The organism is Tunturiibacter psychrotolerans, assembly GCF_051013365.1.
Taxonomy (GTDB): domain Bacteria; phylum Acidobacteriota; class Terriglobia; order Terriglobales; family Acidobacteriaceae; genus Edaphobacter; species Edaphobacter psychrotolerans_A.
The window spans coordinates 3,359,610-3,385,677 of the sequence record NZ_CP132941.1 but is presented as its reverse complement, the minus strand read 5'-3'; the positions used below and the strand labels follow the sequence as shown (position 1 = coordinate 3,385,677).

Annotated in this window: 18 protein-coding genes and 2 pseudogenes; 8 read left to right on the top strand and 12 right to left on the bottom strand. The window is 55.2% G+C overall.

Annotated features, from left to right (window positions below):
* Positions 1–227: 227 nt before the first annotated feature.
* Positions 228–1,556, top strand: coding sequence for a hypothetical protein (locus RBB76_RS14040; RefSeq protein ID WP_429634480.1), 1,329 nt, complete (start codon positions 228–230; stop codon positions 1,554–1,556).
* Between the two features lie 8 nt (positions 1,557–1,564).
* On the opposite strand, the gene RBB76_RS14035 is transcribed toward RBB76_RS14040, so the two are convergent.
* Genes RBB76_RS14035 through RBB76_RS14025 form a run of 3 tightly spaced genes read right to left on the bottom strand, consistent with a single transcriptional unit; the run spans position 1,565 to position 4,676 of the window.
* Entirely contained in the window at positions 1,565–2,323 is a 759-nt protein-coding gene (locus RBB76_RS14035; protein WP_429634479.1) for a LytR/AlgR family response regulator transcription factor, read from the bottom strand.
* On the bottom strand, positions 2,323–3,513 hold the full coding sequence (locus tag RBB76_RS14030) for a sensor histidine kinase (RefSeq protein ID WP_429634478.1): 1,191 nt from the start codon (positions 3,511–3,513) through the stop codon (positions 2,323–2,325). The genes RBB76_RS14035 and RBB76_RS14030 overlap by 1 nt, the downstream gene beginning before the upstream one ends.
* A gap of 23 nt (positions 3,514–3,536) precedes the next feature.
* The gene (locus RBB76_RS14025; protein ID WP_429634477.1) at positions 3,537–4,676 is read right to left on the bottom strand and encodes a tetratricopeptide repeat protein; all 1,140 of its coding nucleotides are present in this window, start codon (positions 4,674–4,676) and stop codon (positions 3,537–3,539) included.
* A gap of 683 nt (positions 4,677–5,359) precedes the next feature.
* On the opposite strand from RBB76_RS14025, the gene RBB76_RS14020 reads away from it, so the two are divergent.
* From RBB76_RS14020 to RBB76_RS14010, 3 genes are all read left to right on the top strand, one after another.
* Positions 5,360–8,854 (top strand): TonB-dependent receptor domain-containing protein, encoded by a 3,495-nt coding sequence (locus RBB76_RS14020; RefSeq protein ID WP_429634476.1) that lies wholly within the window; start codon positions 5,360–5,362, stop codon positions 8,852–8,854.
* A 379-nt stretch (positions 8,855–9,233) separates the two neighbouring features.
* Positions 9,234–10,601, top strand: a complete 1,368-nt coding sequence (locus tag RBB76_RS14015) for a CHASE2 domain-containing protein (protein ID WP_429634475.1) — start codon at positions 9,234–9,236, stop codon at positions 10,599–10,601.
* Positions 10,598–11,935, top strand: coding sequence for a hypothetical protein (locus tag RBB76_RS14010; RefSeq protein WP_429634474.1), 1,338 nt, complete (start codon positions 10,598–10,600; stop codon positions 11,933–11,935). Before RBB76_RS14015 ends, RBB76_RS14010 begins: the two co-directional genes overlap by 4 nt.
* Positions 11,936–12,042: 107 nt before the next feature.
* Here the strand turns inward: RBB76_RS14010 and RBB76_RS14005 are convergent, their stop codons facing one another.
* The 5 genes and pseudogenes from RBB76_RS14005 to msrB form a co-directional block, all read right to left on the bottom strand.
* Positions 12,043–12,816, bottom strand: a complete 774-nt coding sequence (locus RBB76_RS14005; RefSeq protein WP_429634522.1) for a Gfo/Idh/MocA family protein — start codon at positions 12,814–12,816, stop codon at positions 12,043–12,045.
* 9 nt (positions 12,817–12,825) lie between these two features.
* Positions 12,826–13,197: pseudogene (locus RBB76_RS14000) on the bottom strand (Gfo/Idh/MocA family protein); the annotation flags it as partial.
* A 122-nt stretch (positions 13,198–13,319) separates the two neighbouring features.
* A complete protein-coding gene (locus RBB76_RS13995) occupies positions 13,320–16,064 on the bottom strand; it encodes a TonB-dependent receptor (RefSeq protein WP_429634473.1) in 2,745 nt (914 codons plus the stop codon).
* Between the two features lie 120 nt (positions 16,065–16,184).
* A complete protein-coding gene (locus RBB76_RS13990) occupies positions 16,185–16,553 on the bottom strand; it encodes a GAF domain-containing protein (RefSeq protein ID WP_429634521.1) in 369 nt (122 codons plus the stop codon).
* 125 nt (positions 16,554–16,678) lie between these two features.
* A complete protein-coding gene (gene msrB, locus RBB76_RS13985) occupies positions 16,679–17,278 on the bottom strand; it encodes a peptide-methionine (R)-S-oxide reductase MsrB (RefSeq protein WP_429634472.1) in 600 nt (199 codons plus the stop codon).
* A gap of 404 nt (positions 17,279–17,682) precedes the next feature.
* On the opposite strand from msrB, the gene RBB76_RS13980 reads away from it, so the two are divergent.
* Both RBB76_RS13980 and RBB76_RS13975 read left to right on the top strand, forming a co-directional pair.
* Positions 17,683–18,465 (top strand): hypothetical protein, encoded by a 783-nt coding sequence (locus tag RBB76_RS13980; protein ID WP_429634471.1) that lies wholly within the window; start codon positions 17,683–17,685, stop codon positions 18,463–18,465.
* A gap of 2 nt (positions 18,466–18,467) precedes the next feature.
* Positions 18,468–19,256, top strand: coding sequence for a tetratricopeptide repeat protein (locus RBB76_RS13975; protein WP_429634470.1), 789 nt, complete (start codon positions 18,468–18,470; stop codon positions 19,254–19,256).
* A 319-nt stretch (positions 19,257–19,575) separates the two neighbouring features.
* Here the strand turns inward: RBB76_RS13975 and RBB76_RS13970 are convergent.
* Both RBB76_RS13970 and RBB76_RS13965 read right to left on the bottom strand, forming a co-directional pair.
* A pseudogene (locus RBB76_RS13970) lies at positions 19,576–19,635 on the bottom strand (hypothetical protein); the annotation flags it as partial.
* Positions 19,636–19,812: 177 nt separating this feature from the next.
* Complete coding sequence (locus tag RBB76_RS13965) at positions 19,813–20,166, bottom strand: hypothetical protein (protein WP_429634469.1); 354 nt, start codon at positions 20,164–20,166, stop codon at positions 19,813–19,815.
* A 347-nt stretch (positions 20,167–20,513) separates the two neighbouring features.
* On the opposite strand from RBB76_RS13965, the gene RBB76_RS13960 reads away from it, so the two are divergent.
* Positions 20,514–23,150, top strand: coding sequence for a hypothetical protein (locus tag RBB76_RS13960; protein WP_429634468.1), 2,637 nt, complete (start codon positions 20,514–20,516; stop codon positions 23,148–23,150).
* A gap of 45 nt (positions 23,151–23,195) precedes the next feature.
* Here the strand turns inward: RBB76_RS13960 and RBB76_RS13955 are convergent, their stop codons facing one another.
* Both RBB76_RS13955 and RBB76_RS13950 read right to left on the bottom strand, forming a co-directional pair.
* Entirely contained in the window at positions 23,196–23,531 is a 336-nt protein-coding gene (locus RBB76_RS13955; RefSeq protein ID WP_429634467.1) for a bactofilin family protein, read from the bottom strand.
* Positions 23,532–23,697: 166 nt separating this feature from the next.
* Complete coding sequence (locus RBB76_RS13950; protein WP_429634466.1) at positions 23,698–25,146, bottom strand: DHA2 family efflux MFS transporter permease subunit; 1,449 nt, start codon at positions 25,144–25,146, stop codon at positions 23,698–23,700.
* A 111-nt stretch (positions 25,147–25,257) separates the two neighbouring features.
* Between RBB76_RS13950 and RBB76_RS13945 the strand changes: the two genes are divergently transcribed.
* Entirely contained in the window at positions 25,258–25,557 is a 300-nt protein-coding gene (locus RBB76_RS13945; RefSeq protein ID WP_429634465.1) for a DUF2934 domain-containing protein, read from the top strand.
* Positions 25,558–26,068 lie beyond the last annotated feature (511 nt).

Below are 26,068 nucleotides of genomic sequence, written 5' to 3'. Positions count from 1 at the left end.
CCGATGACCCGAACTTTAGCCATGTCTCCGCGTTCTCAGGAGTCAATTCGCCGCAACACGAATGTTAAATGGCGCACGCCGAGTGTTTTGAGCGATTTACCCTGTATTTACAGGCACCGTGCGATCGCAATCCGCTCATCGATTTAACAGGGACCCCGCCCGTTTACCCTCTGGATTTTCGTTCACAGGATGTTCATCGGTTGCGTGTGTACTTGAGACTGCCTCTCATGCCGGAGCACGCTCTTCAAGTCGACACCGAGCCAGTAGTTGGAAGTGACCCACGTTGGGAGTTGGTGGAGCGCATCGTAGCGTCTCCGTCGTTTATCCGTTCGCCGCGTCTCTGCAGCCTGTTGATGCACCTCTGTGAGTTGGCACTTGCGGGAAGATCAGGCGAGATTAACGAGCAGAGCATCGGAGAAGCGCTCTTTGAACGAGCTCGCAATTACGACCCGTCGATCGACGGTATCGTGCGTTCGCACGCCAGCCGTCTTCGTCAGCGACTTGAGCAATATTTCAATGAAGAAGGCACCCACGAAACTATCCGGCTGACAATTCCGAAGGGAGGCTATACGCCCCTCTTTGAGGCCCACTCACAGCCACTGTTACAGAGTGAGAGCGTGCTCTCCCCTGCCCCGCCTGATTCTATCCAAGAGGTATCCGATGTTAGAACCAGTGCTGTAATTGCAAATACGTATCGTCGTCTCTTCTGGGCTACCAGTATTGCCTTGATTGTCGCTTGCAGTTTTATCGTGTTTCTACTGGTCCATGCACATTCTGCGCAATCGTCACCAGGCAGCGTAACGAAACACCCTCTCTGGAGCATGCTCTTCGGTGCGGATCACTCGACTCTGATTGTGGCTTCGGACACGGGACTTACGAGCCTGGAGACGTTCACTGGATCCAATGTGAGTCTGGCTGAATATTTGAGTGGAGATTATCGAACTCACGCCACTCCGCTCACCGGAACGACACCGGAGATTGCTGAGAAGATTGCGTCGAGGCGATATACCTCGATTGTCGATTTGGACATCGTGACGAAGCTCTTCCAAATTCCTGGCGTGCCAATCAACCGCATGCAACTTCGGTACGCGCGCGACCTTCGACCGAACGATCTAAAGGATGAACCGGTTATCCTGCTGGGTTCTGCAGAGGGCACTCCGTGGGTAGAGCTCTTCCAAGACAAGATGAACTTTGTGTTCGTTCATGATCATCAGAACCATCGGTTTGTCGTACTGAACCGTGTTCCTCACGGGAATGAACAAGCTCGCTACGAAGCGGATCTGACAGGTCCAGTTCATCGCGTGTACGGCGTGATTGCGCTAAGGCCAAACATGAAAGGTTCGGGAGATGTGCTGGTCCTTGAGGGGACCTCCATGGCAGGAACCGAATCGGCGGCGGACTTTGTCTTCGACGATTCGCGGTTGCTTCCTTTTCTTGCGACGATCAAACAGAAGAACGGTTCTCTTCCCTATTTCGAACTGCTTCTGAAGTCGAATAACATGAATGGAAGTGCTTCGGGATCTGAGATCCTCTCCTATCGCACGACTGCGCGGTAGATCTCTTCTCAACTACCGGCCATCCATTCGGTGATGCGAGCATGAAAGCTGCGGCTCATTGCGATTTTTTGACCATCCACCAACACAACCGTAAACTCTCCGCTGGGTTCGGTACGGACTTCTTTTAGATATTGCAAATTGACGATGGCCGATCGATGCACACGCAGGAACATCTGCGGATCGAGCTTCTCCTCGAGATGGCTCATCGTCTCGCGCAGCAGGTGTTTTTCGGCTCCGGTGCAGATTCGCGCATAGTTCTCTTCTGCTCCAATCCAACGGATGTCCGAGACGGGAAGAAACAGGATGCGGCCGCGAGATTTGAAGACGATGCGGGTTGTGTAGGCGGGAGGATTCTGGGGCCGGAGGTTGTTTCGCCCGGCATTTTGTTTTGCAGTGTAAATCTCTTCGTGGGCACGCTGTACCGCTGAGTGCAGACGCTCTGAGGTGAAAGGCTTGAGAAGATAATCGACTGCGTGTATTTCGAAGGCGCGCAATGCATACGAGTCGTATGCGGTCGTGAAGATGATGCGCGGCATGGCGGCGGGGTCACTACTAGCAGAGAGCTTGCCGATGATGTCGAACCCGTCCATGCCTGGCATGCGGATATCGAGAAAAAGTAAGTCGGGTTCTGTAGCGCGCACCAGGTCTATTGTTTCGGAAGCCGATGCGCCCTCACCAACAATTTCAATCTCGGGTTCGTCGCGAAGCAACTGGCGTAGTTTCTGCCTGGCCAGGACTTCGTCGTCCGCCAGGATGGCGCGGATCATTACGCACCGAACCTTGTAAGTGTCTCTGCGGGACTAGCAGAGAACTGGAGTGGGAAAGTTATGGTTACTTCGACCTGATCTGTTGCGACCTCGCGTATAGAAAATGTGTGTTGATCACCGTAGTGCAACTGGAGGCGGCTCTTAATGTTGGCAAGCCCAACACCTTGACCGTCGGAGACTTTTGGCGGACTCGAATTTAAACCCGCGCCGTTGTTGAGAACACTCAGCGTCAGTCGCGAATCTTCGCGAGTCGCCTCGATGTGGAGAAGGCCATTGCTGTCTAGTCGGGATAGGCCGTGTGTGTAGGCGTTCTCGATGAGTGGCTGGAGGATCATGGCAGGCACAAGAGCATCGTGCAACTCCGGATGTACCCATAGTTGCTGTTGTACACGGCCTGTGAATCTGCGCTCCTGCATCGCGAGATACATCTCCACAAACTCCATTTCGTCATTAAGACGAATGAACTGCACTTCGCCCCGCTCGAGGGTGATACGTAAGAGACTGCCGAGTTGTTCCAGCATTGTGTCGGCGGCGGCGATGTCGGTCCGCATGAGGCTGGAGATGCTGTTCATCGTGTTGAAGAGGAAATGTGGATTCAACTGCATGCGAAGAGCTGCGATTTGAGCCTGCGCCAGTTGAACCGACAGTTGAGCGGCGGCAGCTTCTTTTTCACGGAACTTCTGGTAGTAGCCTATGCCGCGAAACAGGGCAACTGCACACCAGAAGACGACCAGGTTGTCGATGAACTCCGCGTCCAGATGAAAGGCTAACCGGTGCCAGAAGGTCATGTGCGGCCGGTTGAGCGGGAGTTGCGGGAAGCAGGCGACCCAGATCATCTCTTCCACGACACTTGTAACTATGCTGAGCGGAAGTACTTGCGTGAAGATGCAGAAAGCGTTTGCCCTTTGAATCCAGGGTCCACACCATCTCCACAACAACCAGCAGAGGACGCCCCACAAAAAATATTGCACCCACCACGCTGCGAAAAGGATCCGTAGGCCGATGTGGTAGCTCCACAGGTGCACAGTGATCCATTCCTGCAGAGCGAACAGCGTGCCCAGCAAGACTGAGGCGCTCACAAAGATTGCAGGATGCATGAAGAATGGTTGGGAGCGTGTGCGACTTGTCGGCGAGAGCTTCAGCGAATCATCCTCAGCCTTCTTCCCTTGACGGATGGAATGGGAACGCAACCAGACATTCTAGTCCTATGTCGTCAAGAAGCTGGCACGTAGAGTAATTGGCCCGCGTGCAGACCAGCCGTCGAGACCGCAAGTGCTGATGCAGGAAAGCGTTGCCGCCTGTCGCCGTCTTTATAGATGAAGAGAAGGGGCGTGCTGTGTTGCCGAAACCAGGTATCTGCATTCGAATCGAGCGCGCCGATCTGTTGGTCGCCCAGCCTTTTTGTGAGAGCTGCGATGTCGTATTTAACTAGACTCGTCGCTTGCTCTCCGCCCTGCAGAATGGCCGTTCGGAAGTGGAGGTAGGCGGCTTTGCTGTCTGTGGGAACGCCCTTGCCATCGCGTGCCAGCGCGCCGAGCACCACGGAAGATCTCCAATAGCCTGCGTTCGCTGAGGTTTCGAGAAGGGAGGGTCCCTCCTGTGGGGAGGGTGCAAGCTCAGGATGGTTGACCAGGAGCAAGCCTAGCGAGTGAATCGCCGGAATATATCCAGCGTCGGCGGATTGGCGCAGAAGAGCCTCCGCTTTGCGAAGGTCGTGGGGGTGGTCTGCGTCCACCGAAAAGAGTGTGCCGAGGTTGTAGGCAGCGATAGGGTCGTGCAACTTCACTCCGGTTTGGTACCAGGTTTCAGCTACAGCCTTGTCCAGTTTCACGCCGATCCCGAAGTAGTATAGGTCGCCGAGATAGCTAGCGGCGACGCCTTCTCCCCTGTGTACCGCCTCCTGGAAAAGCTGCATGGCTAATTCCTCATCTTTGGCGACACCGAGGCCCCACACGTATACAACGCCGAGATTAACTTTGGCTCTGGTGAGGCCGGAAGCGGCGGCGAGTTGGTACCAGTGCAAGGCACGAGCATGGTCTACGGGAACACCTATACCAGCCTGATAGAAGAAGCCGATCTCATTTTCTGCTTCGGGATCTCCGGCTTCGGCGGCTTTTCGATACCAGTACGCGGCCTGCTTCGCATCCTGGGTTACTCCGTTACCTGTGAAGTAAGCCGCGGCCAGCTCAATTTGTTGAGAGGCGTAGCCCTTTTGAGCGTCTGCTTTTAGTTGAGTGATATCTGCCCCCTCTGCTGAAGCCAGATAATCTGCAAGTAGAGTTACGCCGATCGCGAGTAACAAGGCTCTTATCAGCTTTACGGAGATTAGAGGACGATGAGTAAGTCGAACCATGATTTCCTCCAGCTTGTGGGATCTCGTTGCGAAGCGGAATTGTAGTTATCGGTTCCGCTGAATTACCTTCTCGTAAATAAAGTCACTGGCCTCGGCTTAGGAGCTTACTGCGCAACCATACATCCGGAGTGCGTGGTGACAAACTGACATGTGACGGATAGCGGCGCGGAGTGACGAAGCTAGCGTAGCTCGGGAAGAACGAGCGTCTGCGATTAAGCAAATGCCGACACGGATAGTTCCGAATTCTTCACCAAACGGGAGACGTACGAGAGGTTGAGTGCTGGATAGCCTAATTGTTGCCGCCCCTCCGGGGGACGCCTAGCATCGGCCGGCGACGTCAGGCTCAGTGCGCGAGCTTAATCACCGTAGATCGACCTGCGGATTCTGCTGTTTGTCACATTCTGTGTGCTGCTCGTCACAACGCTGTTGTTGGCCGGAGAAGTGTCGGCACATAATGCACTGCACCGGGCTGCGGGTTGCGATTCTGCTTTCTTTGCATGACGATCCATGCTCCCGGAGAGTGCAGAACATCAAGCGGCACGAGTAGTCACTGCCATCGCTACGAGTGACTCGAGTGTGACTTGAAGTCAACGGGACGAGAGCCTTCAGGCTTTCCAGATGTCGATGATTCGAAGTCGGAACAGAAGGTCGCCTGCGCTTCAACACTTGAAGGGAGTCCAGCTATGCTCAGAAACATTTCAGTTCACGCGTCGATTCTTTTCGTCTTGTTTTTTCTACCTGTTTCTCTAACTCTGCTAACAGCACAGACCGATTCCGGCATTGTGTCGGGGTTAGCGGTCGATCAGAGCGGTGCCCTCGTCTCCGATGCGACGGTAACGCTTATTAATACAGGGACAAACGCTGAACGGACGGTGATTACGAATCACAGCGGTGAGTACACGTTCCCCCCTGTGGCTGCCGGTATTTATACGGTAAGGGCGGACGCTCCCGGGTTTCAGCGGTTCGAGGCGCGAGTCGAAGTGACTGTTGGTGGGCATGCAACAGTCCCGATAAAGTTTGCGCTCAGCGGTTCGCAACAGACCGTGACGGTGATCGATCAGGGTGGAACAACTATCAATACGCAGACTCAGGAAGTGTCGCAGATCGTGAGCAGTGTGCAGGTCTCGGAGTTACCGAGCCTCACTCGCAATCCTTACGATTTTGTTTCAATCTCAGGCAACATCAGCTCTGGAGACAAGGTAGCGCAGAGTGGCGCGACGAAAACTACCGGCGACCAAAACGACACGACGCGCGGCGTTGGCTACTCGCTTAATGGTCAACGGTCCAGCGGCACAGAGATACTGTTGGATGGAGTTGAGAATGTTGACTCGTACGTGACCGGGCCTGAGGTCACGGTGCCGATCGATGCGGTGCAGGAGTATCGCATTACGACCAGCAACTTTGAGCCACAGTACGGACGCGCGTCAGGCGGCGTCGTCAGCGTTGTTACGAAATCCGGGACCAATCGATTTCATGGGGGTGCGTGGGAGTTCAACCGCCTCGCGGCCTATACGGCCAATACAGTACAGAATGCGCAGAGTGGCGTGCCGAAGGGCGGATATACGCGAAATCAGTTTGGCTACGATGTTGGTGGACCGATCTTGAAAGATCGGCTGTTCTTTTTCCAGAGTACTGAGTGGGTGAGGGTGCGTAGCGCAGGCAATCAGATCTCGCTGGTGCCTACACCGCAGTTTCTGGCGGCATCCCATTCGGCGACGCAGGCTTTCTTCACGCAGTATGGATCTCCGGCTCCAGCTTTTACACAGACTTTGAGCAAGGACAACGTTGTGGCCTCGGGCGTAACTCCAACTCCGGGAGGTCCCTTTGATCTATTGCCTGGAAACACGCCGGTACTCGGAATAGCTCCGTTCGCTTCTCCTACGAATGCTGGAGGAGGCGATCCGCAGAACACGTACTACCTGATTGGACGTGTGGATTTCAACGCGACCCCGAAAACTCAGATGTACGGGCGGTATGTGTTTTACAACGAGCTCGATGAGACAGGTGCGATGTTCAGTACGCCGTACTCGCAATATAACGTTGGGGCTTCCGAGCGGGACAACGCCGCTCTGTTCGGCCTGACCCATGAGTTTTCCGGCTCCCTGGTGTCGAGCACGAAGTTGAGCTTTACTCGTCACACCTTAAATCAGCCGTTCGATACCTCGCAGCAAAACGCTCCTACCCTGTTTCTTTATAACAATGCGACGATTGGCGGGAATCTGGTCCAGTTTCCTGGCTTCTATAGCCAGTTTGAAGGCGAGGGAGGACTTCCGTCCGGGGGGCCACAGAATACTGTTCAGATCAGCCAGGATATTGATTGGACGAAGGGTCAACACTCGTTCAAGGCTGGTACTCAATTGCTCTACATCCAAAACAACATCACCTATGGGGCCTATGCGCAGGCAGTCGAGGGGATCGGTACAAGTGCTCCGACGGGCCTGGATAATTTTTTGAATGGGACACTTTCGATCTTTGAGGGCGCGGTTGATCCGCAAGGAGCGCTGCCTTGTGAACTGAACTACGTGACTGGCAATCTTATCCAGACGCCGCAATGCCAGATCACTCTACCCGCGTCGCAACCGAACTTTGCTCGTAGCGACCGGTTCAAAGACTGGGCGTTGTACGCGCAGGATGCATGGAAGATCACTCCGCGCTTCACGCTTAACTATGGTGTGCGCTACGAGTACTACGGGGTTCAGCACAATAATAAACAGGACCTCGATGCCAACTTCTACTACGGCCCAGGTGCGACGCTTCAAGCGCAGATTCGCAGTGGACAGGTGTTCACGGTTCCTAATAGTCCCATTGGTAAATTGTGGAATCCTCAGTACGGCACTGTTGGGCCTCGTGTCGGCTTTGCGTACGACATCAACGGTGATGGCAAGACAAGTCTGCGTGGCGGATATGGAATAGCTTACGAGAGGAATTTTGGAAACGTAACGTTCAATGTTATCCAGAACCCACCCAACTACGCTGTGGTCCAGATCACGACGCCCTCGCCTATAACGACGAACAACGCTGGCCCCATTGGCGGCTCCAGTGGAATGGTTCCGCTTCCACCGACGAGCTTGAGAAATGTAGATGAAAATATTCGCACAGCGGCAACGCAGTTCTACAGTCTGACCGTTGAAAGGCAACTTGCGAATAATGTCGTTGCCTCTATCGCTTATGTCGGTTCGCGAGGGACACATCTTTATGACGTGAAGGGCTACAACATGCTTGGTGCCGGGAACGTCTATCTCGGCGACCCTGTGCAGGACGCCAGCGGCAACTTCATTTACTCGCGGCTTAACAATCAATATGGGTCGATCAATAATCGTGGGAGCGAGGGGGATTCTTACTATAACGGCTTGAACATTGGTTTTCAGATGACGGATCTCGAGCGCACAGGACTCATCATCACAGCGAACTATACAGTCGCGCACTCTACTGACAATCTGAGCTCGACGTTCTCTGAGAGTAATAGCTCGGTCAACGGCATTGGGAATCTTGGTTATCTCGATCCGTTCAATCCTGGGCTGGACCATGGGGCATCTGACTTCGACATTCGACAACGATTCGTCCTTGCGCCGATCTACAGGACCCAGTGGTTTAAAAATGATCACTCCCTTGCCGGCAGAGTGCTGGGAGGATATGAGGTTACGGGTATTTACACGGTGCGCACTGGAACACCATTTACGGTCTCCGATAGCAGCAACTCACTGAATCGCAGCGCCGGGGTTGGCATACCTCGCTACACGCCTGGCACAACGATCTCGAAGTATAGTTTCACCAAAGCGATTGATAAGAATAGCTCGGGCGCAAACCTGTACGACCTTGTCTCTCTTCCTGCGGCTGTGAGCTACGGAAATCCTGCTCTGGGTGGGATATCCGACTTCGGGCCGTATCCCGCTGCGATGACACATCGGAATGCGTTCTCCGGGCCCGGCGCGTGGAACTTCGATCTTGCGGCAAGTAAGAGCCTGTTTGTCAGAGAAGGTATTGAGGTTGAGCTGAGAGCAGAAGGCTTTGATATCTTCAACCACCATAACCTTTACATTACTGAGTCGAATAACGACGTTGCCAACTACGGCTACGATGGCGCGACCATTCCTATCCAGGCAAAAAAAGGTGGCGTCAATGGCGGGGCGAACGATGAGCGTCGCTTTGGTCAGTTTGCGCTGAAGATTAAGTTTTAATGCGCTGCGTTGTTAGTCCGCTTGTCGCTATTTGGACGACATTAGAGAGCGGTCACTGCACTTCGCAGTGGCCGCCTTGCTTTTCCGATGCGTAATGGTAATGGGCGGCGTGGTGGTGGTGTTGCGCCGGCGACAGCTAAAAAGATATGCGGCAGTCGATAGCTCGCGCCCTGCGCCATACCCTCGTTTACGAATCGCTCACGGTGGCCTAGGATAAACTCACTTCGAAAAATCACTGGGCCCTGCACTCTCTTCACGACGGAGGCATTGTCTGGCCGATCAATCCTCAGAAGATCCGGTCGTTCCTCCCAAAGCACCGGAGAAAAATACTCCTCCAGCAAAGGGCAAAGACCCTGCCTGCAAGATTAACTGGGCAGTTTTGCGCCGGCCCTCAGTAATCAGCGTCTTCGTCCTGGTCGCACTTTGGAACATTTCCATCGCCACCGATTGGCCGGCTGGTTATCTTGAGGAAGAGGGCTTCTGGCGCGACACGATAGGAGGCCTTCACGATATCAACCTCCACCTACAGCTTCGCTTTTATCAGGTCCTCACCCGCCACCGTCCCGACCCTTTCCAGCCTGATCACGTGAGCCTCGTCTACATCGACGATGACACGCACTGGACGACTCTCTTCGGCGACCAGCCCACCAACCGCGCGTTCCTCGCCCGCGTTGTCAGAAACGCAGCGAATCCGGAGACCAAGGCAGACGTCATCGGCCTCGACGTCGAACTGCTTTCGCCGCGAAACTTCCCCGAAGGGACGGACGCCGGCTACCGCAACAAAGACAATGACGCGCTTCTCGGCGCGATCCAATATGCGTCCAGCAAAGGCGTCCCGGTCATCCTCGGCAATGTCTACGCAGTCGAGGACGGTCGTCGCATTGACCTTCCTAACATCTTCACGCAAGCAGACCTGCTCGCCTCCCCTCACCTCGACTGTGCGCGCGTCTCGTGTCCCGGCTTCGGCTACCTTAACCTACCCGAAGACAAACGAGAGATCCCGCTCATCACTACAATTCCGCCTGCAGATCCTCATCTCGCGCCCTACCTCGACTCCTTCGCCCTGACGGTTGCGCGCGCCTACCGTGGTCCGATCGAGGCAGCAAAATATCCCATTCTCAATCCGCGCGATCATCCCGACAACGCGCCGGTGTTTGGCACCTTCCTCCCCGAAACCCAAACGAAGAACCGCAAGGGTCTGCAGTCGACTGAAAAAGAGTTCCCGCAGATCTCTATCACCGGGCTGGCAAACGGCGATCTTCCGGCTATGCAGGCTTGTGCCAAACGCATCGTCCTGATCGGAGGACACTGGCACGAGCGCCAGGGTTATCTGGGTTGGGTCGACCAGCACCTCAGTCCTGCAGGTTACATCTCCGGCCTCGCACTCCACGCGAATTACATCGAGTCCCTTCTGCAACATAAGTTTACCCACGAACTCAACATCTGGATCAACGTGGCGCTCGACCTCTTCATTGGCCTCATCATCTATCTATGCTTCGAGGCTGCGTCCACCGGGTGGAGGATCGCAGTCCTGTTCATCGTCTTCTTCGTTCCTCTCATCGCTGCCTGGCTTTTCCTCGGCCTCGCCAACATCTACTTGGACTTTTTGCTGCCGATCGAGCTATATTTTTTGCATCTTCTCTACGAAGTCGTCGAGAAACACTTCTGCCTGAAGCGACACAAAACCAGTCAGAATGCAGTTACGTCCGGGCATGATTCACTCCCAGCAGCCGGAGGGAAACCGTGATGACGACATCCCGCACTACTGCTGTCCTATTTTTCGGCTCTGTCGTCTCGCTGGTTCTCCCCGCACGTTCACAGCAGACCAAGCCCGCCGCTTCAGCAACGCAAACCACCTCATCCGCTCAGCAATCCCAGAACACGGCAGTCCACGCGACCCGGGACAAACGCCAGATTCTCGTGAAGTCCGGCACGCTCTCTCTGCTTTCCAGCAGCGAGTCCGACCTCGTCACGGGAGACGCCGCGGGCCATCCCGTTACTCTCGCGTTCCTCTGTGACGAGCACACCAAAGAAGACAAGGCCTCCAAGGGCGACGCTGTCAATATCCTCTACGTCGCTAACGGCCACAGCAACCTCGCTCTCGTCATTCATCTCATTCAATCCTCCAGTGACACAAAGGGCGACCCCGGCGAGGTCGGCGGTGTCGCCCAAGCCGAGCCCACCAGAACCACTGGAAGTCCCAACGAGATCGGTGGCGTCGCCCGCGCCATCCCTCCTCCTGCCTACTCGCTCTCCGCCTCTGACGCTCAGTCTCTGCAAAAGAAGCTCGAAGGAGATTTCGGTCTTACTGTCGCTGACGGTGATACCAAGCCAGCTTACGGCCGTATCGTCACTCTGAAGAATCATGATCTCGCCGCTTCACTCTCGAGTGACATTACGCCCTGGAACATCTACGTCGACGGAGGCATCCAGACCGACCTCTATGGAACCACCACGACCACAACGACCGGGAGTTCTGCCTCCCTCGGAGGCTTATTCTCAGGGTTGACTCACAAACCTCCGTCAGAAGAGGCGTCCAAATACGTCTTCACCCCCGGCGACACGCTCGAAGTGGTTGATGTCGAAGTTGACGGCAATTCGGTCCTTCTTAAACTCGCCGCCGAACGCCCGGCACATGGTGTCTCCTCTGGTGGGTTCGGTGCAATCGCCTCAACCCAGCGGCGCGTCTATTCCACTCTTGCATTCCCCATTACCTCCAACGACACTCCACCCGCCTACACGGTCGAACAGCAGATCGCACAGTTCCTCGACCCCAAGTCACCCACCGTTTACAGCGCCGGCCAAAGCACTACAGTTGGCACTCAGACGCCAGCCGCCGCCAGTGCCGCGCCTGCGGCTGCTGCTCCGGCCGCGCCGGCAGCTGAACAAGGTGCACCGAGCGCACCGCCTCCAGCCGCACCGGCAGCTCCAGTAACCATCACCATTGGCCAGACTAAGAAGCAGGTCATCGAGGCTCTCGGCGAACCCCCGAAGATCGTCAAGCTGAACGGGCGGGAGATTTACATCTACAAGGACCTAAAGATTACCTTCGTCGAAGGCAAGGTCACCGACATCCAGTAGAGATGGATACATCGGCACCACCGGTAATGCGCTGGATACGGCATGCTAAATCACGCCGATGATATCCGGGAGTGCCGGATAGTCTTTTCATACGCGGCGTCGCGCACTTAAAAGCTGGCCGGTACGTCTACCCAGGTTTTGGAGCGGGCGGATCTGATCACAGCGTCGATGATGTGAGCTGAACGCAGCCCATCATTAAAAGTGGGCAGGCCCTCACGCACTTCTCCTCTGATGCTCGCATAGGTGTCAGCAACAAAGTTCTCAAAGCATTGTGCATAGCCTTGTGAATGTCCGGCAGGCAGCGTCGACAAACGGCGCTGCTCGGATGATCCATACGAGGGATCCCTTTGAAGTATCTCTGCGCTAGCTTCTCTTCCAAGCCAGATCGTTTCCGGGTTTTCCTGGTCAAATACTGCGGAACGACGCTCACCATCAAACTCAAACCAAAGCCGGTTCTTCCTGCCTGCTGAAACCTGGGAGATCAGGACGGACCCTAACACGCCGGAGTGCGTCTTGAAGATGACGGTGGCGGCATCTTCTGTATCCACCTTTCGCGTTTGACCAACATCGTTACTTTTCTGGAAACTAACTTCTGATTTGATGGGTCGTTCCGGCACGGTGATTGAAGTTGCAGCGGTGAGAGAGGCGATCCTCTCCCCGGTTACGAACTCCATCAAATCGCACCAATGCGAGCCGATATCGGCGAAGGCCCGAGACGGTCCTCCTGTTGCGCCGTCTACTCGCCAACTCGTCGCAAGTGGGGATAGAAGCCAATCCTGGAGATAGCTGCCATGGAGAAGTTGCCAACGGCCAAACTCGCCAGCGGTAACGCGCGAACGGATCTCACGAACGAGGGGGTGGAATCGGTAGACATAAGGCACAGTTGCGATCCGCTGCCGCTGATGGGCGAGTTCTGTGAGCCTTTGGGCAACTGAGATTGAGGTAGCAAGCGGCTTCTCGCAGATCACGTGTGCGTTCGCAGTAATTGCTGCTTCGACATGCTCCGCGTGCATTGCGTTGGGAGTGCAGACGTGGACAACATCCGGGGCAATCGTCGTAAGGTCAGCAGGTGTAAGTATCGGTTCCGTGTGCCAACGTCGAGCCATTTCGATTGAACGCTCCGGAGTAGACGCCATTGCACCGACCAATGTCGCTCCGCATAAGAGCGCGGACCGCCGATGGACCTCTCCTATCATTCCGGTTCCGAGAATCGCGATACGCAGGGGATTTGAACTGATGTTTTCTTCCGTGTTGTAAGTCACAGTGACTCCGTTTGGCGTTGGCTTTGACTGTAGCTTACTGGAGGCAAAAAGAACATAACCTCAGCATTTGCTGAGGTTATTGAGGGAGGGATTTCTATCCGTTCGGTCGAGTTCGACGTTCTTTAATTTTTCTTCCAGAGCGTAATTTTCAAACCGCCATAGATGTTTAACGGGGTTCCTGGGGCCTGGAAGGACGAGGAGCGAATAGGAATGGAGTCATTGTCCGAGCCGTAGGGTGTGCCAAACGGCTGCGCCACAAAGTGGTTGTTGTTATCGAAGGGGGTAGTTCCTAGTTGCGCTCCGGTGGAGTAGTGCTTGTCGAGGAGATTGTTCATCTGCACGAACAGTTGAACGTGATCAGTTGCCTGGTATCGCGCGCCAAAGCTGGCGATTCCGTACCCGGCTGATTTGCCTGGTCCCAGATAAAAAACTCCGTCGGGTTGGTCCAGGTTGTTTTCGTTACCACGCGCGAAGGAGGATCCAACCGCGAGAATATCCAGTTCCGCAGTCAACTTAGACGAAGGTCTGTATTGGCCATAGAGCTTGAATATGTTGCGCGGGACCTGTGGGATGAAGTCTCCAGGTACGATGTGGATGTTGTCGTCAATACCGGGTTGACCAGCTAACGCACTGTCGTTCGTGCTGTTGCTACCGCCATCGATGGTTTGGGGGCTTTGATAGGTAGCGTTGAGGAAGGTGTAGTTACTGCCTACACTCCAATGCAGCCAGTCTTCGGATATCTCCAATTCGATGCCATCCCGACGTGTCTTACCGAAATTGAGGAAATAGCCGAAGCCCGTTTGTTCAGACGCTACAAAAAGTAAGTCGTTGTAGTTCTGACCGAAGAAATAATCGGCGCTCCAGTGCAGCGAGAGACTCTCGTTACTACGGATGCCCACTTCGAAGGTCCGCGAGACAACCTGTTTCAGCGGAGGATCGCTCACCAGTGCGTTCGGTAAGTTGCAGGGCTCGGTCGGGTCGGCGCAGCCGAGCTCAATCGACGTTGGAGAACGGCTTGCCTCGCTGTAGTTGAAGTAGGCATTGAACAAACGGGAAGGCTTATAAGTGAAGCCGGCTGCGGGGTTGAAACGCTGAAATACATTGCTGCTGGTGAGATTACCGCGCGCTGCGGAAATCGGCAGATAATCCAGATTGTCGAGCGACGTGTGATTGTAGCGGGCAGAGAGGGTAAAGGCCCATGGGCCGTAGGTGAGGGTATCGGTGGCATATACGCTGGGTGTGTTTAGTGTGCCGTGCAGTAGCACCTGGCTATCTACGGGGTCTCCGTCAGAGAACGTCGTGCCATCCAGAAATATTGGGACGAGTGTAAAAGACACGTTATCGGCGTTAAGGTATCCGAGCTGCGTAAGCTGGTGGTAAGTCGAGGTACCGCGATCCCAACTGGCGCCGACCGCGAGCCGGTTATGTTTTGTCTTCCACGCGACCAGACCGGAGAGACCATAGCTGTTTTGTTTCTCCACGGTTCGCGTGATGACACCATTGCAAGTGGAGGACGGATCGCCGCCGGTGTCGTTTTGAAGCGTCTGAGCAAGGCAAAGCCAATAAGGAAATGGTTCGGTGGTTGCGTCGCCCGTGATTGGGAAGTTGGTGTATCCAGCGGCGGTGAGTGCGGCGATATCGTCGGGACCTAAATCGTAAAGGTCCTGACTGAACGAATCGTCGTTCAAGTCGCCATTGGAGCTGTCTGTGCGGACGTAACGATAGTATGCATTTGCAGAGAACGTCAGGTTTTCTGTCTGCGCGTGGGTGACGTTGAGGGTCAACGAGGGAGAATGGTCCCACGTCACATCGGGAATTGTATTGACATCGCTATAGTTGATATTCAGGAATCGGAAGTCTGAGGTTCCGTTGCCGGTCATCCAATTGTTGGCATAGGCTCCGCTTAGAAAGACACTCGTCTTCGCATCGACCCAGCCCACCTTGACGAAGGACTGCCGGATCTCGGAGGGCGAAAATTGCCGCCATCCATCTTCACGATATAGATTGCCAGCCAAATAATAGTTGAAGCCCTTAGGCAATACACCGCCGAGTTCTCCTTCACCGGCGCGTCTACCGAATTTACCGCCTGTGAGCTGTATGGATCCGCCCTGGGTGTTGAGGCCGTCCTTCGTCTGCACCGAGATCGCGCCGCCCAGTGTGTTTAGTCCGTAGACCGGATCGGAACCAGGAATCAATGCCATATCCCAGATGGCTACTTTGGGAATCAGATCCCACGCGACGATATCGCCGAAGGGTTGATTCTGGCGTACGCCGTCCAGGTAAACGGAGAGCCCTTCCGGCGTCCCCAATAGAGGAGAGGCAGTATAGCCACGATAATTAATATCCGGCTGATAGGGGTTGCCCGCATTCTCGTTGATGTAGACGCTGGTTAGCCGCTTATTCATGAGATCCGCGAGGTCGAGTGCGTTGCTGTCTTCAAGGTTTTTTGCGGTCAATGCTTGCACTGCGATCGGGATCTCGTCTACTGACTGGCTTGGCTGTCCGATCGGCGTCGCAGAGAAGACGGTGAGGCTACTCGACGCGCCCTGGATTAGAAGAGTAACCGCCTGCGAGACAGGCGTTGCAGAGGATACCTCGATGGTGACAGATCGGGGGACAAATCCAGCCCTTGAGATATCCAGGCGGTAGCGTCCAAATGTTAGACCGTCTAGAGAGTAGGCGCCCCGGGCGTCTGTTTGGAAGGTACGATTAGGACCCGGGCCGGCTATGCGACCGCTGGCTTGTAAAGCCGCGCCCGAAGGATCGTAGACCTGGAGCCGGATCTCGCCGGTGCTCTGCGCGTAGCTGGGCGTCGCCACGATCTGAGCCGCAAAGAGGAGAAAGCTTATCAAGACAAGGCGAATCAACTTGAATCGAGTACCGCAAAGCATAGTCGCACGAGACAAATATTGTGATTTGGGCACGCGTCTCCTGGATTCACTATCACTTTACTTCGGCAACATCGATGATGTTGGACGCACTTCGGCTTAGGAGTGCTTCTCTTCCATAAAACCACCGATGAGCCTGGCGCATTCTTCCAGGAAGGTTCGGTCGTCTGGCCCAAACGCACTGAGGTCATGGCTATCGATGTCGATCTCGCCAACGATCTCCTTTCGAACTCGAATCGGGACAACAATCTCTGACTTCGTTTCGATGGAGCAAGAGAGATAACGGGGATCGGCAGAGACATCCTCCACGATCACTGTCTTACCCTGGGCTACCGCAGCACCGCAGATGCCCTCTGTGACGGGGATGCGAACGTGGTCAGTCGGCGCCCCGTGGAATGGCCCCAGGACAAGAACATTTGCGTCGTTCGGATCCAGCATGTAGAAGCCAACCCAGTTGTAGGAGGGCAGTCGCGTCGCGATCAGGTGGACGGTGAACTCCTACAAAGCAAGAACATCGTCCGAGGTTGTGCTGAATCTCTCAGTCTCGCGGAGAATCTCTCGGAATGCTTGATGAGCCATGTCTCTATTGTCGCTCAAGCAGACTTTACGAACTGGAGCGCTACCGAGTTCATGCAGTACCTGAGCCCCGTCGGACGCGGCCCGTCATCGAAGACGTGGCCCAGATGCGCGTCGCAACGGGGGCACGAGACGGCGGTACGCTCCATTCCCAGTGAAGAATCGGAGTTCTCTTTGACATTCTCTTTGGCGATGGCCTGCCAGAAGCTAGGCCAGCCGGTCCCGGACTCAAACTTCGTCTCCGAACTGAAGTTCGGCGTTCCACAGCAGATGCAGTGATACACGCCCTTGTCGTGGTTGTCCCAGTATTTACCGCTATACGGCCGCTCGGTTCCCGCAAGCCGCGTGACAGCGTAGGCGTCGGGGGCGAGCTGCTGCTTCCACTCGGCATCCGGCTTAATGATGGTTTGAACCGTAACGACACCCTGGCGCTGTCCTGAATCAGAGAACTGGACGATCTTGATGTCTTTCGGCGTTTGATCCTTTGCCTCTACGGGCTGTGTCCTGTATCGCGAGTGGAGTATGACACCCACCGCAGCAGCTGCACTCGCGCCAAGGAAAACGCGGCGAGGGATCTTATTTCTATCTTTGTCTTGATAGTGAGTCTCTTCGGCCATAGCTCCTCCTGCTACTAGTTGGACGTACTGGATGACGGGACTGGTGACCCGAAGGTGAACGCGAAGGCCTGCACCCTGGGAGGGTGAATGGCAAAATCGGCAGAATGCATGGGCTCAAGATCGTGAGGACACCGCCTAAAAATGCTAAGACGAGTAAAACCATACGACTTCCAGCTCCCTGGATGAGACGCTACATCTATAAGGAAGTTACAGACTGTGGCCGGGATTGGAAGGCGGAATGATGACCCCTGAGAAGAGAACCGGGGCCATAACTCGAAGCCGCTCACATTACGGCAGAAGACTTCTTCCTAGAAATCGAGTCGCGTGGACTGCGAGAGCTGAACTCATATGCTAAAGCCAAACCTCGTTCCGCTAAACTAGAGATTGCCCTCACGGGAAGCCGCATGCCAGCCGAAATCATCCTCCAACAAACCCCGGACGACGCCGCCCTCATCGACAAACGCGAGAAGCTTGCCGCTGTCCGTACGACGCTCGCTGAACGCGAATCCGAGCTCGCCCAAATCCGCGCACAACTCAAGACCTTCGAAGGACGTTATGTCCGCCAGGTCGGCATCCTCTACGCCGAACTCGATGAGATCGAAGCCCGCATCGCTGAGCGCGAAGTCGACCTCTACGACTCCGAGTCCGCCCGGCGCCGAGCCGAGGAGACCCGCCAGCGCGCGCAGGAGACCCATGATGCCGCATTCGGCGAAGCCCGCGAAGCCGAGGAGTTCGACCCACCGCCCAGCCTCAAGACACTCTTCCGCGAGGTCGCCAAGCGCATCCACCCCGACTTCGCGCGTGATGACGCCGAGCAGAAGCATTTCACTCTGCTGATGGCGCGCGCCAATCAAGCCTATAGCCGCGGCGACACCGAAAGCCTGCAGCGTCTGCTTGACGATCACCGCGAAATCAATGCCTCCATCGCCGGCGAAGGCGCCGCCGCCGAGCTTCTTCGCATCACGCGTCAGATCCAGCACGCCAAGCGCGACATCGCCAATCTGGACGCCGAGCATCAGACGCTTCTCGCCAGCGAAATCGCACAACTGCACCTCGACGCCGAAGCCGCTGCCCGCGAACATCGCGATCTGCTGACCGAGCTCGCCACGAACATTCGCGAGCAGATCGCGGACGCCCAACGCCGCTTCGATCTGATCGACCGCCAGATCAGCGCGCACGGAAGGTAAAGATGGAAGATAAAGCCAAAGCCGGGCTGCAACACATCCCTACCGGCGGCGCTCTGTCGCTCCATTCCACGCGTTCGAGCATCATCGCCCGCGGCCGCCGCGACGCCGCCAACGTAGCCTCTAACCCGCACTACCGGCAGGCTGTTACTGACTACAATGCCCGCAACTTCAGCGAAGCTGCAGCTGGTTTCCAACTCGCCGCTGAGCAGGGACACGCTGAATCGCAATATCTCCTTAGCACGATGTACGACGCAGGTCAGGGTCTGCCGCAAGACGAGACGCAGGCCGCCTACTGGGAGCGTAAGGCCGCCGAGCAGGGCCATGCCTACGCGCAGGCCAACCTGAGCTTCCGCTACTACGCTGCCAATAACCTCCCTGAAGCTTTCGCATGGTGCCAGCGCGCTGCCCACAGTAATCTCGCGTGGGCGCAATACAATCTCGGTCTTATGTATCGCAAAGGGGAAGGGGTTCCGCAGAGCAACGCTGAAGCTGCGCACTGGTATCGTCTCGCCGCCGCTCAGAACTTTCCCGAAGCCCAGCAGAAGCTAGCTGACCTCTACTACACCGGCACGGGCGTCCCACTCAGCTACACGCAGGCCGCCGCATGGTATCGCAAGGCTGCCGATCACGGCAACGCCGAAGCCCAGTTCCAGCTCGGCCATCTCTACGCCATCGGCCAGGGCGTTGAGCACGACTACACCCAATCCCGCCATTGGATTCGTCAGGCGGCTGTCCAAGGCCACGAACAGGCGCTCCGCGAACTAAAGCGCCGCGAGTACCGTGACCCATAGCCCAAGCGATCAAGCGCCCGCAGACCTCGCATTTTTCCGTCTCACCGCGCACGTTTAACGTGCTTCCCCGAGAACTTAGCCTTATCCAGGCGGTCTGCCATGGGAGGAAAGGCTGTTGTTGGTCCCCTCCAAAGCAGCTCGTCAACGGTTGCAAAGAGGGGAAGATCGGTTCGAAGTGTAGCAAGGTCTCGGAAGAGAAAAGCGAGATGAGCTTAGTGTTAAAAACCTGGGAGAGGCTCTTCGAATTGGTGACGTTCACCTGCCAAGCCATGGCGTTAGGTGGGATTAATTCCAGTTTGCCAAAACGCGATAGGACCGCTGAAGCAGACTTTGCACCCCACCCTGGCAGTCCTGGATAACCGTCTGCTGTGTCGCCCACCAAGGCGAGGTAGTCAGGAATGGAGTTCGGTCTGACTCCAAACTTCTGTATGACTGCCTGTTCATCCCGCTCGAGACGCCTGCGTCGGTCAAGTTGAACAACTCTTGTCCCCTGAACGCACTGTGCCAGATCTTTATCCGGGGTACTGATGACTATTCGCTTAACCCGAATGTCTGCTTAAGCGAGGAAAGCTGCCGACGCCAGCGCGTCGTCGGCCTCATACTCTTCCATCGCCCACACCACCACTCCGAGCGCACGCAATGTCTCTTCCAGCAACGGGAACTGAGATAACAGCTCGGGGTCGACACCTTGCCCGGTCTTATATCCGGGCCACATTCGGTTTCGGAATGATTCAATCACATGGTCAGTCGCCACCCCGATGTACGTCTCATCGGCCTGCATCATGCTTAAAATTGAACCAAGAACGCCGCGCACCGCCGCTACTTCGCGGTCTTCGCTATCTCTAGCAGATGGCAGTGCATAGAAATGTCTGAAGAGCTCGTAGGTTCCATCAATCAGGTGTACTTCCATAAAGCTCCTTTTGACTCATAAGTAAGAGATGGTTTGCGAGTTAGATATCTCGCACAGAGCATGACCATCAACAGAGTGGATCAATCGTTCATTGCTTAGGCTATCTTCGGTTACTGTTCCTTTCAGTGGCTCAGCGTGCAGAGTAGGCTTCGCCACCATCGACCGACTCTAACCGTTCAAGGGTTGGCTGCCAACATGCAATCAATTGGCCGTTGAACTCGGAGTAGGTTGACAAGTATGGCACTTGAAATGCTGGCGGCCCTGAAGGCGGGCTATAGGACCCTTCAGTCGTCTTTGGTTCATGGCTACCGCAACCCGGCCTTGGCTCCTTCGCATCAGACAGATACATGAACATTTTGAAAGTCGCTGCATGCCTCGTTGTTATTTTCTTTGCAGCAGCTCTTCGAGCGGACGATAAGGCACGCTTCGACCTGGCCGGTCCTACGATTGACATTCGCGTTACGCGAGGGAGTTCGACTCTCCCCATTGCTCAGGTTCCCAACCTTCAGCCGGGCGACAGGATATGGATCAAAGCGGACCTACCGGCGAGCCAGTCTAATCACCTGATACTGATCGTTGCCTTTCTTCGTGGCACGACGAATGAGCCTCCCGATGATTGGTTCACCGAGATCGATACCTGGAACAAGAAAACAGTGGAGGGGACGACCGTCACTGTTCCTAATGAGGCGGAGGAAGCCCTTCTGTTTGTGGCTCCTGAAACTGGGGGGGATTTTAAGACGCTTCGCTCCGCTGTCAAAGGTAAGCCGGGGTTGTTCATACGCGCTGATGCCGATCTAAATGAAGCATCCTTTGAGCAGCAGCGCATCGAACGCTACCTCTCAGCAATGAAGAACCTGCCGCAGGACGATCAGAAGGCTATTCAGGACCACTCGGCGAAGTTAGCAACTACGCTCGCGCTCAAACCGAACGCCGACTGCTTCAAGCAGCCCGTCGATCAACAGGTTATTTGCCTCACCCAGTCTAGTGCTCCTGTGCTGCTGGATGATGGGCATGGGCAAAGCATCGCCGAAGCGATCTCCACTGGGCCTTCCTCTGACTTTATCAATGCTGCTTCCTATACACAGCCAGTTGGTGCGGGCCTATATTCTGCGTACGTCGGCGCAGTCGTTGATCTTGTTCACCTTGTCGGCATGCTACGCACGGCGCAGTATCAGTACATCCCGGGCCTGAGCTTTCCGCAGGGATCCGCGCTCAGTCTGAGGCTCAACGCGCCGCCTTCTTTTCACAAACCCGAATCGGTTATAGTCATTGGCTTGCCCGCCATTCAAAAGGCCAAGCTGCCGCCGCTTCGTCCTCATGATCCCAACCAAGTCGCGTGTTTACTGCAACCGAAGATGACGATCCCTCTGGAAGGCGCGCCTCTGGTTTTCTCGAGTAGCTTCGCGCACGGTCTCGTTCTGCACCTCAACCGGACCGGGGCGTCTACGGATCTGCCATTGGCTCCCGACGCGTTCGAAGGTGGACTTGTCGTGGCTAAAGAGGAGAAAAGTGATCCGCTGCACGACGCAAAAATTGGAGACGATAAGGCGCTATCGGCAAAGCCTGACACAAAGATCGGCGGGACGACCGATTTGACCATCACGGGAACGATCCGCGGCTATTGGGGTTTCGATTCCTTTGAAGGGCCAACAATCACACTCCAGCAGATTAAAGGCAAAGATTGGAAGATAGTCGACAACGCCCAGTTGCTCGCCGGACAGGACAATCACCTGACGGTTAAAGCTGACGGCAGCGCGTGCGTCGAGCACATTGCTCTGGCAAGCGATAAGGCGAAAGATGTAGACGTCTCCTTCAAGCCTGCCGCAGGCAACGATGCGAAAGACACGCTAGCTCTGGACGTCTCGCTGAAAACTGTTCAACCCGGCGGTTATTCGCTTGCTATCAAACAGTACGGCGACTCGGATAGAGATACCGTTCCGCTTACGGCATACACCGCAGGTATTCACCTCGATGCCATCAAAATCCACCGTGGCGACAAGACCGCGGTACTCACTGGCCGAGGGCTTAAGGATGTCGTCTCGGTCGAGATCGATAAACAGATCTTCACTCCAGGCGGCGAAGGTAACGACGACAACACGATGCATCTTCAGGCTGACTCTGGCGTCTCTCCCAGCGATGGTTCCGAAGCTAAAGCGAAGCTGAAAGACGGCCGCACGATGTCGGTCAAGATATCGACCGCAGCCGCGCGTCCGGAGTTGAAACTGATTTCATTCAAGGCCGCGCCTACTCCGAAGGATGGCACGTTGCCTGTCAATTTTGGCAACAAGGATGACATCCTGCTCGAGGGCAAGCTCATCTTCGTAGTGCAAACCAATGGAACTTTTCCACGCACACAGACCATTGAAGTCGCTACCGTCGACGGCTCGGTACACGCTACGCTCTCCCTTGCAACGAATAACCTCGTGCTACAGGACGATCATACGGCCGTTGCTACGCTGGAGCCCTTGAAAGCGTTCGGTCAATCAGCATTTGGCAAATTACAGATGCGTCCGGTTGCGGAAGACGGTACGCCCGGGAACTGGACGCCTCTTGGCGTTCTTGTCCGCGCGCCGCAGATCACGGCGATCCACTGCACCACTGCAGACGCCCCAACCTGCACTGTCGACGGCAGTAATTTGTTCCTTGTGCAGTCCTTTGACGCGGCAAAAGATTTTGCCAAACCTACCGACGTACCCACTGGCTTCGCGGAAAGTAATCTCGCCGTTCCAACGCCGGCTGACGGAGCAACGCTTTACCTCAAACTACGCGATGATCCAAACTCGGTCGCTACCGTCACGCTCCCCACACCTGTACAGAAACCAACGTCCTCTACACCATCCCCCTCTCAGGCTGCGGTACCATCTGAGGCACCCGCGGTTCAGGACAAAACAACCCCACCTTCATCTGAAGCTGCACCCGCGCCCAAACCTGATCCCTCGACAACTCCTCAGCCGACGACTGGCCCGCCTCGAGATCACAATTGATGCAACCATCTGCAAGACACTTCTGCCCACTGACTGGGAGGTGTCTTAGGAGCGGCGGACGTCGATATTTCCCTTGATGAACGCTCCATCCGCGATCGATATCCTCGATACGATTGCATCCCCACTCATTGATCCCTCACTTCTGATGTCGAGGTGATCGCTTGCCTGACAATTCCCGCGAACTTGTCCAAGCACCACAATTTCATTTGCTATCAGGATTGCTGACGTTTGGCCGCTTCGTCCTACAGTAATCGTCTGACCGGGAAGTTCAACGGAACCTTCGACACGACCATCGATATGCATAGCCTCCAAGCCCGTGACCTCTCCCTTAATCACTAGAGACTTGCCTATCAAGGTGCGATTTACATTTGCTTCCATCATCACTATTGCCTTCCTGAGTTAGAGTCCAATTCCGGCGTCTGCACGGCTGGTGATTTTCACAGTATCGGGACTATCCTCGGCTGGACATAACACTTTCGTGCTCGGATGGGAGCCTCGTTCAAACCGTCCGCACGGCTACAGTCATCATCCTTACCAACTGCCATCATTACCCGCCGGGGTGAAGGACTTTGTGCTGACTGACATCGTCGCCATCTCCGGTCTTCAGGCTGTGAAACACGATCGTCGAAACAATCGTCAATATTCCAAGAGAGATGAGCGCTTTATGAATGCCTTCGATCATCTCTGTTCGGTTGCTGTGCGTGCCGGGGACAAAGAATGCGGTCGCCAACCCTGCGGCAGCAACACCAAAGCTGATTGACATCTGTTGCATAGTGCTAGCTATAGAACTGGCGCTGCTAGTGTTCTGCTCTGAGATATCCGCATAAACGAGTGTATTCATGCTTGTGTACTGCAGCGATGTAAAGGCGCCGTAAAAGAAGGCCTGCAGGATAATCACCCAGACGGGCGTTCGGAGACCTATCGTGGCAAACGCCATGAGCAGAAGTCCGAGAACTAGAGTGTTCGAGATCAATACTCCGCGATATCCGACTCGTCTCAAAAGCCCCGGCATAATCGTCTTCATAGTCATGGCAGCTATCGCTTGAGGCATGACGAGCAGCCCGGATTCGATCGGAGTAAATCCGAGCCCCACCTGATAAAGCAGAGGCAGAAGGAACGGTACCCCGCCAATTCCGAGACGCGTGAAGAAACTGCCGCTCACCGCGGCTCTGAAAGTACGGATCGTAAATAGCTTCAGCTGTAACAGAGGAAACGCAAGGCTTTTGGCATGGAACCAGTAGCCTCCAAGCAGGATTACTGATAGCGCCAATAGTCCTGATATGTCTGGGGCGCTCAGCGTGTGCTCCCCGAAGATCTCCAGAACGTAGGAGAGTAACGCGACCCCAGAGCCAAACAGAATAAGTCCAACTACGTCGAGCGGATGAGATTGCTCTTCACGATAGTCTGGCAAATGAATGTAAACGAGGATAAGGCCAGCAATGCCAATCGGGATATTGAGAAAGAAGATGAATCGCCAGTGAAGATAGCCAACGATTAGACCTCCTGCAATAGGTCCGAGCATGGGAGCAACCAGAGCCGGGATAGAGACGAAACTCATCGTACGCAAGAGGTCCGCTTTGGCAAAAGTTCGCACGAGGGTAAGCCTACCGACAGGGACCATCATTGCGCCGCCGCAACCCTGCAGGATGCGACAAGCAACCAGCAGATGAATGTTGCCGGACAGGCCACAGAGAAGAGAGCCCAAAGTGAAAAGACCGATTGCCGATGCGAAAACGCGGCGGGTCCCGAACCGATCAGCCATCCACCCACTGATTGGGATAAATACAGCGAGGCTTAGGGTATAGCTGGCCAGCACCGCTTTCATGCTGAGCGGAGCCACGCCAAGGGCCGCGGAGATCGCCGGGACTGCGGTGTTCAGGATGGTTGTATCTAAGGACTCCATGAAAAACGCTACTGCCACGAGCCAAGGCAAGAGACGTTTAGACGCTGCGGACGGGTTCGCTACAGCAGACTGAGACGCCATCGTATTTTCCATTGCTAGGCTCTCCTCAAATCTGCTGCTAGTTGGATGCAAGAATGTCTCATCATCTTCTATCCTAGAGGTGGCCCATGCACGTCGGAGGCAACTACCAATCAGGAGAAGATCATGAGTGCACCTACTACGACCGAAAAAAAGCCGAAGAAGACAGCGAACAAGAAGACAGCGGACCTCAAGGAGCAATCTCCTTCGGCTACGGCGATCCGGACCAAAGACGCAGCCCCGAAGGCCGCGGCTGCAAAATCAAAAAGCGAAAAACCGTCGTCAAAATTGAAGCGTGAACCAAGTCACGAAGAGATCTCTTCGCTGGCTCATCAGTTTTTTGAGCAGCGTGGAAGGCAGCACGGATCTCATGAGCAGGATTGGCTACAGGCTGAACAGGCTTTAGCAACTCAAGATCAAGCTTGACGCTATATCGGGTTAGTCCACGATTAGTCCTCCCAATTCAACGGGAGGATTTCCCTTTGCGGAAGCTGGTTTCGTCAACTTCCGGCCAAGCCATTCGGGAACTCAAAACATTTCCGGGTACAAAGTTTGACGACCAGGTCGCTCGACCACCGAGGCTCTGGGTCTTTTCCGATCGATGTCTGGTTAGGACAGACCTCGATGCTCTCGAGCAAATCGGGAAGTTCCCCGCTGTCGATTCGAGGATAATTTTCACGCGAGCGGGGCTGAGGATTTCGCTGGGGACCAATCTCTGCGGCAGGACATCTGCAACCATGCGACACCTAACGTAGTCGACATGTCCTAAAGGGTAGGTGGCGGTGGACGCAGTCTGAAGCGAACCGCTCTCCGGCCGAATTCCCGTTAACAGGGATAAATACAGGGATCTTTCTAGGACTTCTGCTCAAGTTCCTGTGCCACGCGCCTATATTCTCTTGAGTAGCAGCGACTTACTCACCTCGGCTCTCATAGCGGA

Excerpts from the sequence above, each read along its gene's own strand:
- RBB76_RS14025 (WP_429634477.1), bottom strand. The coding sequence starts at position 4,676 with ATGGTTCGACTTACTCATCGTCCTCTAATCTCCGTAAAGCTGATAAGA.
- RBB76_RS13975 (WP_429634470.1), top strand. The coding sequence starts at position 18,468 with ATGGAAGATAAAGCCAAAGCCGGGCTGCAACACATCCCTACCGGCGGC.
- RBB76_RS13950 (WP_429634466.1), bottom strand. The coding sequence starts at position 25,146 with ATGGAAAATACGATGGCGTCTCAGTCTGCTGTAGCGAACCCGTCCGCA.
- RBB76_RS13980 (WP_429634471.1), top strand. The coding sequence starts at position 17,683 with ATGCCAGCCGAAATCATCCTCCAACAAACCCCGGACGACGCCGCCCTC.
- RBB76_RS14035 (WP_429634479.1), bottom strand. The coding sequence starts at position 2,323 with ATGATCCGCGCCATCCTGGCGGACGACGAAGTCCTGGCCAGGCAGAAA.
- RBB76_RS13965 (WP_429634469.1), bottom strand. The coding sequence starts at position 20,166 with ATGGAAGTACACCTGATTGATGGAACCTACGAGCTCTTCAGACATTTC.
- RBB76_RS13960 (WP_429634468.1), top strand. The coding sequence starts at position 20,514 with ATGAACATTTTGAAAGTCGCTGCATGCCTCGTTGTTATTTTCTTTGCA.
- RBB76_RS13945 (WP_429634465.1), top strand. The coding sequence starts at position 25,258 with ATGAGTGCACCTACTACGACCGAAAAAAAGCCGAAGAAGACAGCGAAC.
- RBB76_RS13955 (WP_429634467.1), bottom strand. The coding sequence starts at position 23,531 with ATGATGGAAGCAAATGTAAATCGCACCTTGATAGGCAAGTCTCTAGTG.
- RBB76_RS14040 (WP_429634480.1), top strand. The coding sequence starts at position 228 with ATGCCGGAGCACGCTCTTCAAGTCGACACCGAGCCAGTAGTTGGAAGT.
- RBB76_RS14020 (WP_429634476.1), top strand. The coding sequence starts at position 5,360 with ATGCTCAGAAACATTTCAGTTCACGCGTCGATTCTTTTCGTCTTGTTT.
- msrB (WP_429634472.1), bottom strand. The coding sequence starts at position 17,278 with ATGGCCGAAGAGACTCACTATCAAGACAAAGATAGAAATAAGATCCCT.